The organism is Bartonella sp. AA83SXKL (genome assembly GCF_042196965.1).
Taxonomy (GTDB): domain Bacteria; phylum Pseudomonadota; class Alphaproteobacteria; order Rhizobiales; family Rhizobiaceae; genus Bartonella.
Map to the genome: position 1 here is coordinate 1 of NZ_JBHIRG010000011.1, position 12,864 is coordinate 12,864.

The following is a 12,864-nucleotide window of genomic DNA, read 5'->3' on the forward strand; positions in this document are numbered from 1 at the left end:
AAGATGTTCCTGCCTTTTATCAGTCACTCTGCAAAACAACAACAATGACACAACTGGCTTTGCGTTTGCTTATTCTTGCATTAAGCATAAAGATGGTAATGTCCACTAATTTTTACATTATATTATTCATGGGTAGCACCATAAAATAAAATCAAGCACATTGAAAAATATTTCCTAAAAAATAACACTTAATATTCTGTTGAAAACATTATGATACACCAATAAACTGGAAGAGTTTTGCAAAAATTAAAAACATTTTATATGGTATTTGAAAAAATAGAGATACAAAAACAAGGAATAATAACTATTTCCATTTACTTTTTATTCAAAAGATAATGATATTTATTACCCACTCATAGATGTAAAAAAATCTTCAGAAGCAATCTTTATGTAGACCAATACCCTTTTTGATTGATGAATATACATTTCCTAAAAGCTTCTTTTACAAAAAGAGAAACATTAAAACTATTTCATACAAACTAGGTATTCAACATTTGCTTTTAAATGCGGTAAATGGCAAATTAGGCTTATGAAATAAGCTTAACAATTAGAATCGAGGAGATTTTTAAATGGCTTTTGAATTGCCCCCGTTGCCTTATGATTACGATGCCCTTTCGCCTTATATGTCACGCGAAACGCTTGAATATCATCATGATAAGCATCACCTTGCTTATCTTACCAACACCAATAATTTTGTGAAAGAGTTAGGCTTAGAAAATGAAAGCCTTGAAGATATTGTTAAAAAAAGTTTTGGAAAAAATATTGGTTTGTTTAATAATGCAGCGCAGTATTACAATCATAACCACTTTTGGCTTTGGATGAAAAAAAATGGTGGTGGCCAAAAACTTCCTGAAAAGTTAGCAAAAGCTATTGACGCTGATCTAGGTGGTTACGACAAATTCCGCGCTGATTTTATTGCTGCTGCTAGTGCCCAATTTGGTTCTGGATGGACATGGGTTGCTATTAAAGATGGCAAGCTTGAAATTATGAAAACGCCTAATGGTGAAAATCCCTTAGTGCACAATGCTCGCCCTATTTTGGGTGTCGATGTGTGGGAACATTCCTATTACATTGATTATCGCAATGCTCGACCGAAGTACCTCGAATCCTTTGTAGACCATTTAATTAATTGGGACTATGTTTTGGAACTTTATGAAGCATGTGAATTTTAAACTATCTAGATAATTTTTTAGTGTATGAAAGTCTCTATAATCCAATAAATTATCGGAGACTTTCATACAGAAGTATTATGGATTAGCAAAAGTCTTTTCCTGCTATCTTTAGAATATATGCATAGATATAGGCAACTTCTTCTAGCTTTGAAAAACGTCCAGCTGCACCAGCGTGCCCTGAATCCATATTAATACGTAATAAAACTGCATTATCGTCTGTTTTTAGGTCTCGTAATTTTGCCACCCATTTTGCAGGCTCCCAGTAAGTTACACGAGGATCTGTTAATCCTGCCATCACAAGTATAGGGGGATAGTTTTGAGCTTTGACATTATCGTAAGGGGAATAGGAAGCAATAAGCTTATAATCTTCTTCTGATTCAAGAGGATTCCCCCATTCGGCCCATTCTGGAGGTGTGAGTGGCAATGAAGCATCTAACATTGTCGCTAAGACATCAACAAAAGGCACATTCGCTACGATCCCAGCAAAATCCTGGGGAGCTATATTGGCAATGGCTCCCATCAACATCCCCCCTGCTGAACCACCATGAGCAATCAGCCGGTCGTGAGAAGTGAATTTATTGTTTACAAGGTAACGCCCACAAGCAATAAAATCTGTAAATGTATTGTGCTTAAAGAGATGCTTTCCTTTCTCATACCACTCTACTCCCTTTTCTTTTCCTCCACGAATATGAGCAATCGCGTAAATAAAACCTCTGTTTACTAAAGAAAGTACATTACTATTGAAACTGGCAGGAATAGAGATCCCATAAGCACCATAACCGTAAAGCAGACAAGGCGCACCACCATCAAGGAGAGTGTTTTTGTGGTAAAAAAGTGAAATAGGAATCTTCTCACCATCGTCTGCTATTGCTGTAATCCGTCGTGTTACATATGCATCTTTATTATGCCCAGAGGGAATTATTTGCGTTTTTAAAAGCATTCGTTTACAATTTTTCATCTCATAATCAAACACTTGATCAGGTGTTGTCATAGATGAATAGGAAAAACGAATAGTTGGACTGTTATATTCTGCAACTCCTTGCAAACTTAAAGAATAAGCCTCTTCAGTAAAAGCAATGGAATTCACTTGTTTAGTGGTACGTTCCATCATTTTTATACGTGGAAGCCCCTCAAAACGTTCGATCCAGACAAGAAAATCTTGATAAGCATCATGGGATAATATTAGGCACCCAAGCTGATGTGGGACAAACTCAGACCAATTTTCTGATTGTGGAGATGTATATGGCGCTACCATAATTTTGAAATCTTTTGCATTATCTAAATTGGTCAGAATATAAAAGACATCACCACCCTCTGTAAGTGAATATTCAATACCTTTTTGTCGTTTCCGTACACATTGGGGAACAGTAAAAGGCGCCTCAGCAGGAATTAACCAGATCTCGGATGTTTCATGATCATGAATATTAATATAAATAACATCATTAAGCTTAGAACCGCTTACATCTAAGAAAAAACCTGGATTGTCTTCACGAAAAATAAGCTTATCTTGTGATTGATCTGTGTTTAATTGGTGATAATAGAGCTCTGAAGGTCGGTGGTTTTTATCCATCTTAGTATAGAAAAAACCTTCAGACCTAGCATCCCATACAATTTGACCAGATGTATCAGTAATTGTGTCCGTACAGTCAGACAATGTCTCAAAATTACGAATTTTAGCTGTATAGAATTCTGATCCTTTGTCATCATAGGTCCATACCACATGTGTATGGTCAGGAGATTCTTGAACTGAACCAAATTTGAAATATTCTTTGCCTTCTGCCAAGACATCACCATTAAGGTACACGTTTTTTTCTCCGCCATTCCTTGGTGTCTGAAAATAATGTGGTTGTTGGCCTCCGGTAACATAAGAGAATCCGTAAGCAAAAGGACCATGTTTTATAGGAACAGAACTATCATTCTCTTGGATCCTGTTTTTCATTTCGGTAAAAAGCAAATCTCGTAATGGTTTTGTATCAGCCATTTGAGCTGATTGATAAGCATTTTCTTTTTCAAGATAATGTCGAATATTGGGATCAAGACAGTTAGGATCTTTAAAAACATCTTGCCAGTTAGACGCACGTAGCCAATGATAGGGATCATCACGAAAAATACCATGATATATTTCCTTATGAGTGATTCTAGATGCTTTGGGAGGAATTGCAAAAGTGCGAGTCATACACAATCCTATATTAAAATATGTTAATAGCTTCGTTTATATGTTAGAATCACAGTGATTGATGCAAGTGTAAAAGTCTATAAGTTCTATTCACTTGCAAAAATAGCACCATGATAATTTTTAAAACTAATACCTTTCTGTTCATTACATATCACAGCTATTGTTTTCTAGGGATATAACACCACTTTTATAATGAAAGTGACTGGTAAAACAATTAAACTATGAGAAAAAGAAGTGATTTTTTTTGAAACAGTATAATCGCATAATTTTACAGAAAGGAATAAATATATCTAAAATATTATTATTACTGTATAAAAATAAAAATGTCATATCTCCTTTTAATGAATAGTTTTATATTATAAATAAATATTATTATGTCATATTTATAATATATAATGTTTTTTATTATTAAATTTTATAAATATAAATAATAAAAATTAATTTAAAACTTATTAAACATAAACTTACTAAACTATAAGTATTCAAAACAAAATATAATAATTTATATATTATATTTTTATAATTAGTAATTTTATTTTTACGTTCTCAAAAAAAATAAATAAATTTTATCATATATTTTTTTATATTTGTGATGTATTATATATTATGTATGATATGTTATAGGGTAAAAATATATTTTAGCATGTAATAATTTCGTTTTTCTTATTGTATATTATGACAAAAAATGGGTATTTATTTGATTTTTTTGTGTTTTGGCAATTTTATAGAATAATTGAATTGACAAAAAAGATTTTTGTACAATATGAAGCTCATGTGCATGAGATCTTTATATCATGAGTATATGCACTATATCTCGATTTTGAATTACTCAATTTTAAATTAAAGGAAACAAGAATGGAACATCGTGCAGTCTTAGAGACTGAAAGCAATTTAGTTATTACATTGGTTGCTGATATTGTTGCTGCCTACGTGAGTAATAATTCTATTCGACCGACTGAAGTGCCAAGTTTAATTGCTGATGTCCATGCTGCTTTTCGTAAAGCAGGGAATCTAGAGTTAACAGAAGTCGAAGTTGAAAAACAAAGGCCTGCCGTTAATCCGAAGCGTTCAGTATTTCCTGATTATCTCATTTGCCTTGAAGATGGAAAGAAGTTTAAATCTCTAAAGCGTCATCTCATGACACATTATGGAATGTTGCCAGAGGAATATCGTGAAAAATGGCAGTTAGATAGTTCTTATCCTATGGTGGCGCCTAATTATGCAAAAACACGATCAGCTTTGGCCAAAGAAATGGGGCTTGGACGCAAAAGCAAACGGAAAAAAACTAAATAATCTTATTTTGCGAAAAAATGGTTTCATGTATAAAGTTGATTTTAGTATACATGTTTTGTGTGAAGCTTTTGTATATATAGCAATTTCTACCAAGGGGATTACATATAGCTTTCGTTACGAATCCGTTTAATCATTGATTTCAGACCATTTGATCGTTGTGGTGTAAGATTTTCATTTAAACCAAGTTTTTCAAAGAGCTCTTGAGCATCAGAATTGCGAATTTCAGAAGCTTTTTTGCCTGAATAAAAAGCAAGAAGTATGTAAATGAGTCCACGCACAATATGAGCATCGGAATCACCTTGAAACGTCAATATTGGATCTTTTGAGTTATTACGTGAAGATAAAAGCCACACTTGGCTAACACAACCAGGAACTTTGTGAGCATCGTTTCGAGCGCTTTCTGGAAAAGGTGGCAATTCATAGCCAAGCTCGATGACATAACGATAACGATCTTCCCAATTATCCAAAAGCGAAAAGTTTTCTATAATATTACCGATTGTTTCCGCCATTATTTTAGTCCTGTTTCGTTTGAATAATCATTCTTGAATACACTTATAAAAAATAAATATTTATTCTTCCTAACATAAATAACACGAAGAACGTTAAAAATCCTTATTTCAAGATAACATTGCATGGTTTTGTAAGAACTCTTGTATTTCGATTTTGTAAGAAACATTAGGGGAAGTCTCTGATATCATTTTTGTTTCCTAATATGTTCCCTAAATATTCATAAGCAGCTCTTGCACCGTAATATGCGCGCTCGCCAAGTGAACTTAAAAAGGATTTTCCTACTTTGCAGGTTTTTATATTACGGTCACAAAATGCGCCTAAGTCATTTAAGGCTTCCTTAAAAGCAATAATCACATCGCTCGTTGTTGTCTCATTATTTTGAGGGCTAGAAGAATGGTTACTGCTTGGATCTGCTACAAAAAATGAAATAATGACAAAAATAAAAAATAAAAAAAATGATAATTTGATTAAAAAACGTATCATGGATAATCAATGTACCGCAGTGGTAAATACAATAAAAGAAACATTTTATACACTGTTGCTTTATAAACAATTTATAAAATGTGCTTTTTATAAAATTGAGTATTCATGTATTGGATCTATATCATTGGCTTTTTTATAAATATGGCACAATTCCGCTGTATAAAATGGGATACATTGTCTATTCAGTAAAAAATTAACATCAAAATTATACACTTACAAGCTGGTCATGTTAATGAACATACTATGATAAAAAATGAGAGAGATAATCATGTTGTGTACATAATTATTTTAAATAATAGTCCACCATATTAGCTTAGTTGAAAAGGCTAAAAAGAGTAAAATTCTGTTATTCTGACTCTAGTGTCGATAAAATATTTATATTATCTATAAAATTTTTACTGGAATGTTATGAAAATGGTCAACATGTCGATAAAAACATCAAAAAAATAACTGCATCTCTTATGATTACATCTCAAGCCAGTTTTTTTTCTATAACATTGTAAACATCAATTTAATTGATAATTATGAAAATTATTTAATAGAAGGAATTTATACCAAAATATAATAATATTAAGAGATAATTATTCTTACCAAACCGTTTATGGATCAGTAACCATCTATATGTAAATTATAAAGAATAGATAACGATTGTCATCTTTTTAGCGTTATAGGCAAATATTTTCAATTTTATTTTAAATAATAGGCAAACATATGCCACAAAATGAAGAATAACGTGGCATTATTGTTTAGATAATTATATGTGATAATGCAGTTTGCAAACACCAAAATGATCTTGAATGCTAATCATTTGGTACTCTCTTTATACACATTAAAGATTTGTAAAAAAATGAAATGAATAAAAGTTGGTAAGAACTCTTGTTGATTTATCAACTTATAAATTGATATAATGAAGCTGCTCATTCTAGGAGTTTGAAAGGAAAAATCAATAATGTCAATGCACTTCTCTCTGGCTGGAAGTAAGAACTGATTCATATTCGTTTCCTAATTTATATTTGTTTCTTTGTAAAAAATAAACGCAACTGAAAATAAAAGTAATGGCAACAAAACGAAAGACATACCGAAAAAAAACTGTAAAACACCGTAAATACTACAGTAGTATTGTTATAACACTTCTTCTTATAACTTTTCATTTTATTTTTTGGAGTGCAAAAACTCTTTATTTCTATACACGAAAAAATACTTTATTTTTTGTTGGATTTCTTCTTTTTAGCATTAGTTTTTTATTTATTTCATTTAATGCTTTATTTTCGCAAATGACAACGCATCAAAATATTTTAACTCAAATGAAATTTTCCTCTGTTCAAAGTATAGGTAAGAGCTCTACTTTATCGGAAAAAGAAGAAAAATCACAAGAACTCTTCCGTGTAGCTTCTGTACATTCTCAAAGTCATAACCACACAAATTCACCTTTACCCTCTCAATCAGCAAGCATGCTGGAAAAGCAAAAAGAACTAGCAAAATTAGGATTTTATGATGGTCCATTAGATGGACTGGAAGGACCTAAAACACGCCGAGCCATCACTTTATGGAAACAGCAAACTGCTCAGAGAATGCAAAAGAATGTTCTATCTAATCCCGCAGCAGATGAAATCGCGATATTAATTAAGCAAAGCGAAATAGAAACAAACAATACAAAAAATATGACACACTTAAAAGAAGCTATTTTAGAGCCTTCTGTTGAAGATATTATACAAGTGCAAAAAGCTTTACATATTTTTGGGAATGAGGAGGTTATTGTCACAGGAATAGAAGATCAAAAGACGATAGAAGCCTTAAAACAGTTTCAAAAAATATTTGATCTTCCTGTAACAGGTAAAATTAATCACACAATTTTAATGAAAATGCGTGAAATTGGTTTATTAAATTGAAGCTAATCATAATAATCTCTTAATTTATAATGATAATTCATCTTTCGTTTGTTTAATGCTCCCCTCAAACATTCCTTCATCTCAAGCCCTCTTATATTCAATCAATCAGAATGGTTTTCTTACACATTACATATTGAGCCGTATAATTTGCTTCAAAAAAACCACAACCGATTGCAGAAAAAAGAATATTGCAAAATAGCAAACGCGCTTGTTCTAGCATTTTTATTGCCTCTGATGATAAAAGGACACGAAATTTTTGTAGTATCACGTAAACCTTTCATATTATCGAACCACGAATTGTCCATATATTATCGTCAATTTGATCTTTATAAATATGATGCAAAGAATTTGTGCAAACACCTGTAAGGATAAGTAGACATAAAGCTAGTTGTGTTATGGTTGTTGTTTTGCAAAGTGTCTGATAAAAAACCGGCACTTCTCTCTAATCTACTGCTGGAAAGTTATGTGTTTTATGACATTGTCTTCTTAAGAGAGCGTGTGCGTTTAGTATTGCCTATAAATCAACATCCAAACCTAACGCAGCAGTATGTTTGAAACAAATGTTAAGACAGTTTAGTACTTCTCTCAGCTGTTATAGCTTTTGTATGCCAAATGGAAGCAAGAATATTGCGCATCTCTGTTTGTATAATCTCTTAAAACAGGAAAACAGCCTAATTTGGGAAGAATATGAAAATTTAAGGTAAAAACCAGTTTTCATCTTTGCCATTTCCTTTTAATTCAGCTTTACGCCTTTCAAAGACATCTAAAGCAATATCTTTAAAATAACGGAGATTACCTATTGCCTCATGCTCTTATTTATCACATGTCTTTTTAGTCTCACTCCCCCTCACCTAAAACAAAATGTCCCAAACGGAATATACTTGGATTGCCATTCACGGGCTTTCTTAAAAAACATCTCTAAAGCACCCAAAACCACTTCGCAACAACGCCCGTGAATAATAATAGCAGCCCCCCCACAACAACTGCGCGACAGCGCACATCATCTTTACGCTTGTGAAGAAGCAAGCCGGCACCATTACACACTGTACCTACCTTCAATTTGTGATAGCTCTCACTTGAGATGATTCATAAGAGGCATATCCTTGCTTTATTTTTTTATCCACAGACGCTCATCCCGCCTGTAACATACAAAAAACATGGTTTTGATTGATTCATTATAAAAGAAGTCGAAATAAGAAGATCTTATGATATTTACAGCTTTCATTCAATATGAGAAATAAAAAATTATCTTTATAAATCAATAGATTGTGTAACTTTGATATTCCTTTATAAATGTAAAGATGGGAGTGCATAATGGAGTTTATAAATTTTGGGAAGATTTTTATAAACTTACGGGGAGTTTTACATAATCCCCATTCCACGAATATCAATGTGAAATGGAGCATCCACTGAGAAATGTCTATCTCAAACAGCATGATGTGCAAAAAAAAATGCATTTGTTTGGAGCATTCTATTTTGCGTGAGGAGCTCATTCCCCTATAAAAAAGCAAACGCATAAATTGACTGCACAATAACACGTTTCTCTCTATCAAGAGGTTCGCCAATAGAAAGTAGTATTAATAATACATCTTTGTCTATCCTGCTTTATATTTTCTCTCATAAACCTCTAAAAAAAAACACTTTCTCGCGTAACACAACTTATCGTACATTTTAGAAGCATTTTTATTCCCTTTATTAAAGAAAATAAAAGAATATATAAAAATTTATTTCAGTAATAACGATACAACAAAAAATATTAACCCATTACATCCTTTTTGCTATTGCGGCCTGAGCTGCTGCTAAACGAGCAATTGGCACTCGAAAAGGAGAACACGAAACATAATCTAGGTTATTTTCTTCGCATAAAGCAATAGAGGCAGGATCGCCTCCATGTTCACCGCAAATTCCCAATTTTATTTTTGCACGCTTTGAGCGTCCACGCTGTGCAGCAATGGTAATAAGTTCCCCTACTCCATCACGGTCAATAGACACAAAAGGATCTTGCTCTAAAAGACCTTTTTGAAAATAGGTTGCCAAAAAAGGAGCAGCATCATCACGGGAAATCCCAAAAGTAGTTTGTGTCAAATCGTTTGTTCCAAATGAAAAAAATTCAGCAGTTTCAGCAATTTCATCTGCTCGAAGTGCCGCTCTTGGAAGTTCAATCATCGTCCCAACCATATATTGAATAGTGCTTCCCTTTTCTTTCATCACTTCCTCAGCAACCTGATCAATACGCGCTTTCACAAAATCGAGTTCAGATTTAAGCGCAACCAGTGGCACCATAATTTCAAGCATAACAGGAGATCCAGATTTTTGGGCAGCTTCTTCTGCTGCTTCAAAAATCGCCCGCGCTTGCATTTCTGCAATTTCAGGATAAGTAATAGCTAAACGGCATCCTCGTAATCCAAGCATAGGATTAAATTCGTGCAACTGCTGAGTGCGTTCAGCAAGCACTTCAGCAGAAACCCCCATAGCTGTTGCAACATCAAGAATTTCTGCTTTCGTTTTAGGCAAAAATTCATGTAATGGTGGATCTAGCAAGCGGATAGTAACAGGTAAACCACACATAATTTCAAATAATTCACTAAAATCTGAACGCTGCATTGGCAAAAGCTTATCTAGTGCTTTACGACGACCACTTTCATCATGACTTAAAATCATTTCACGCATGGCAACGATACGTTCATCAGAAAAAAACATATGCTCCGTACGGCAAAGACCTATACCTTCAGCCCCAAAAGATCGCCCCATACGGGCATCAGATGGTGTATCAGCATTAGCGCGAACTCTTATACGTCGCATCCCATCAGCCCATTCCATTAATTTTGCAAAGTCTCCGCAAAGCTGAGGCTGCAACATTGCAACTTTCCCTTTGAAAATTTCTCCACTTCCACCATCAATTGTGATAACATCACCTTTTTTTAGGCTTTCTCCTGAGGCAAACAACGTATTTGTGTTATAATCAATCCGCACACTGCCAGCACCAGAAATACATGGTTTTCCCATCCCCCGCGCAACAACAGCAGCGTGACTTGTCATACCGCCACGCGTTGTTAAAATTCCTTCTGCAGCATGCATACCATGAATATCTTCTGGGCTTGTTTCTACCCGGACCAAAATAACTTTGCGACCTTCCGCCGACACAGTTTCTGCCTCTTCTGAAGTAAAAACAATTTCACCAGTTGCGGCTCCAGGAGAAGCAGGTAAACCACGTCCTATAACAAAACGTTCTGCTTTGGGATCAAGTGTTGGATGCAAAAGTTGGTCAAGCGACTTTGCATCAATACGCATCACAGCCTCTTCACGGTTTATTAACCCCTCCTCAACCATTTCAATTGCCATCTTGAGAGCCGCACGAGCCGTGCGTTTTCCTGAACGAGTCTGAAGCATCCATAATTTACCTTTTTCAATGGTAAATTCGAGATCTTGCATATCCCGATAATGCTGCTCAAGATTCTGCGCAATCTGACATAATTTCAAAAAAGCCTCAGGCATAATTTTTTCTAACGACGGTCTATTTGAACCAGAAACAATACGCGCATTTTCTGTAATATTTTGAGGCGTTCGAATGCCCGCCACAACATCTTCCCCTTGCGCATTAACTAAAAACTCACCATAAAGTTCTTTTTTCCCTGTCGATGGATTGCGTGTAAAAGCAACGCCCGTTGCCGAATCTTCTCCCATGTTACCAAAAACCATAGCTTGCACATTAACTGCCGTTCCCCAACTTTCAGGAATGCTATGTAAACGGCGATAAGTAACTGCACGTGCTGTCATCCAACTTGAAAAAACGGCTCCAATCGCCCCCCATAACTGTTGTTCAGGATCTTGTGGAAAAGGGGTTCCTAATTTTTCTTCAACATAGGCTTTATAAGAAATAATAACATTCTTCCAATCATCTGCTGTCATTTCTGTATCAATAGTGTAACCATTGCATGCTTTTACTTCATCAAGAATCTCTTCAAAATACGAATGGTCTAGCCCCAAAACAACGTTAGAATACATTTGGATAAAACGCCGATAACTATCATAAGCAAAACGTTCATTATTGGCTTGTAAAGCAATTGCTTTTACAGTTTTATCATTCATGCCAAGGTTCAGCACTGTATCCATCATCCCTGGCATAGAAGCCCTAGCCCCTGAACGAACAGACAGCAAAAGTGGTCTTTGTTCATTCCCAAATTCACGTCCTGTTTGTTCAGCAACGTATCTTAGTGCTTGCTTAACAGATTCCTGTAGCTCTTCTGGATATGATTTGTCATGGGCATAATAAAAATTACAAACTTCTGTTGTCAGCGTAAATCCGGGTGGTACGGGCAAACCAAGATTACTCATTTCTGCCAAATTAGCCCCTTTACCTCCGAGAAGGTTACGCTCACTTGCACTTCCTTCTGCCTTTCCATCTCCAAAACTATAAACCCATTTTTTCACTGTACAAATCCTCCCATATCAGCTTCAAAACATCATTCAACCCAGGCTCACTTAAAAGCAATGATTTGATTCAAAATTGGCTCAACGATATCGCTTCATAAATGCATAATATTAATCCTTCCAAAAGAGATAATGACCAAAAGTATCACTATCCATCTTCTGGAAGATTAAGATTCAGTTTTTTAGAAAACTATCAATCACCGAAAAAAACTCTTCTACTTTCATGGCACCTTCATATTTACTACCATTAATAAAGAAAGTAGGTGTTGCTGTGACACCAAGCTCTTTACCGCGTTCAAAAGATGCATTTACTTCATCTAAAATGGACTGATTTTTCAAACACGCAGTAAAACTTTCATCTGTAAAACCAGCCATTAAGCCAATTTTCTTCAATGGTGTTAGAGCATTTTTTCCGAAAGCCCATTCATTTTGTTTTTGAAATAAAACTTCTATCAAAGGAAAATAGCGATCTTCCGGTGCACACCGTGCCAACATAAAACCTGCTGTTGCCCGAGGATCAAAAGCATATTCTCGGAAAATAAGTTTTACTTTTCCTGTTTTGATATATTTTTTACGAATTTGGGGAAGTATATCATTATAAAAATGCGCACAATGGGTACATGTCAACGAAGCATACTCAACAATGACGACTGGTGCATCCGCCTCTCCCTCAAAGCGATCCTTTACTTTACCCGATTGGAGAAGCTCTGCCATATCAACAGTTGCCACTGATTTGGGATCACGCGCTAAAGCAACTGTTACACTGTTTTGTACAATCGTTATGAAGAGAAAAATTATCCCGAAAGATAAAAAAGAACGATATTTTACCATAAATAATACTTTTCTGTTGTTATTAACGAATAGGAATCCAATGCTTTCTCATATATTAAAGAAAAATATATAAAATATC

Annotated in this window: 8 protein-coding genes and 1 pseudogene; 3 read left to right on the forward strand and 6 right to left on the reverse strand. The window is 34.5% G+C overall.

Annotated features, from left to right (window positions below; translation table 11 throughout):
• The first annotated feature begins 569 nt into the window (after window positions 1-569).
• Entirely contained in the window at window positions 570-1,172 is a 603-nt protein-coding gene (locus ACFINO_RS06455) for a superoxide dismutase (protein WP_375655268.1), read from the forward strand.
• A gap of 82 nt (window positions 1,173-1,254) precedes the next feature.
• On the opposite strand, the gene ACFINO_RS06460 is transcribed toward ACFINO_RS06455, so the two are convergent.
• Entirely contained in the window at window positions 1,255-3,348 is a 2,094-nt protein-coding gene (locus tag ACFINO_RS06460; protein ID WP_375655269.1) for a S9 family peptidase, read from the reverse strand.
• Window positions 3,349-4,203: 855 nt separating this feature from the next.
• On the opposite strand from ACFINO_RS06460, the gene ACFINO_RS06465 reads away from it, so the two are divergent.
• On the forward strand, window positions 4,204-4,641 hold the full coding sequence (locus ACFINO_RS06465; protein WP_012754848.1) for a MucR family transcriptional regulator: 438 nt from the start codon (window positions 4,204-4,206) through the stop codon (window positions 4,639-4,641).
• 98 nt (window positions 4,642-4,739) lie between these two features.
• On the opposite strand, the gene ACFINO_RS06470 is transcribed toward ACFINO_RS06465, so the two are convergent.
• Window positions 4,740-5,150, reverse strand: coding sequence for a SufE family protein (locus tag ACFINO_RS06470; protein WP_375611146.1), 411 nt, complete (start codon window positions 5,148-5,150; stop codon window positions 4,740-4,742).
• Between the two features lie 108 nt (window positions 5,151-5,258).
• Window positions 5,259-5,634 (reverse strand): annotated as a pseudogene (locus ACFINO_RS06475) (DUF5330 domain-containing protein).
• Window positions 5,635-6,689: 1,055 nt separating this feature from the next.
• Here ACFINO_RS06475 and ACFINO_RS06480 point away from each other — a divergent pair.
• Window positions 6,690-7,523: a peptidoglycan-binding protein gene (locus ACFINO_RS06480; RefSeq protein WP_375655270.1), complete on the forward strand. Its 834-nt coding sequence runs from the start codon at window positions 6,690-6,692 to the stop codon at window positions 7,521-7,523.
• Between the two features lie 918 nt (window positions 7,524-8,441).
• On the opposite strand, the gene ACFINO_RS06485 is transcribed toward ACFINO_RS06480, so the two are convergent.
• The 3 genes from ACFINO_RS06485 to ACFINO_RS06495 form a co-directional block, all read right to left on the reverse strand.
• Entirely contained in the window at window positions 8,442-8,567 is a 126-nt protein-coding gene (locus ACFINO_RS06485; RefSeq protein ID WP_375655271.1) for a hypothetical protein, read from the reverse strand.
• A gap of 720 nt (window positions 8,568-9,287) precedes the next feature.
• Complete coding sequence (gene ppdK / locus ACFINO_RS06490) at window positions 9,288-11,954, reverse strand: pyruvate, phosphate dikinase (protein ID WP_375655272.1); 2,667 nt, start codon at window positions 11,952-11,954, stop codon at window positions 9,288-9,290.
• A 174-nt stretch (window positions 11,955-12,128) separates the two neighbouring features.
• Window positions 12,129-12,785 (reverse strand): DsbA family protein, encoded by a 657-nt coding sequence (locus ACFINO_RS06495; RefSeq protein WP_375611143.1) that lies wholly within the window; start codon window positions 12,783-12,785, stop codon window positions 12,129-12,131.
• Window positions 12,786-12,864 lie beyond the last annotated feature (79 nt).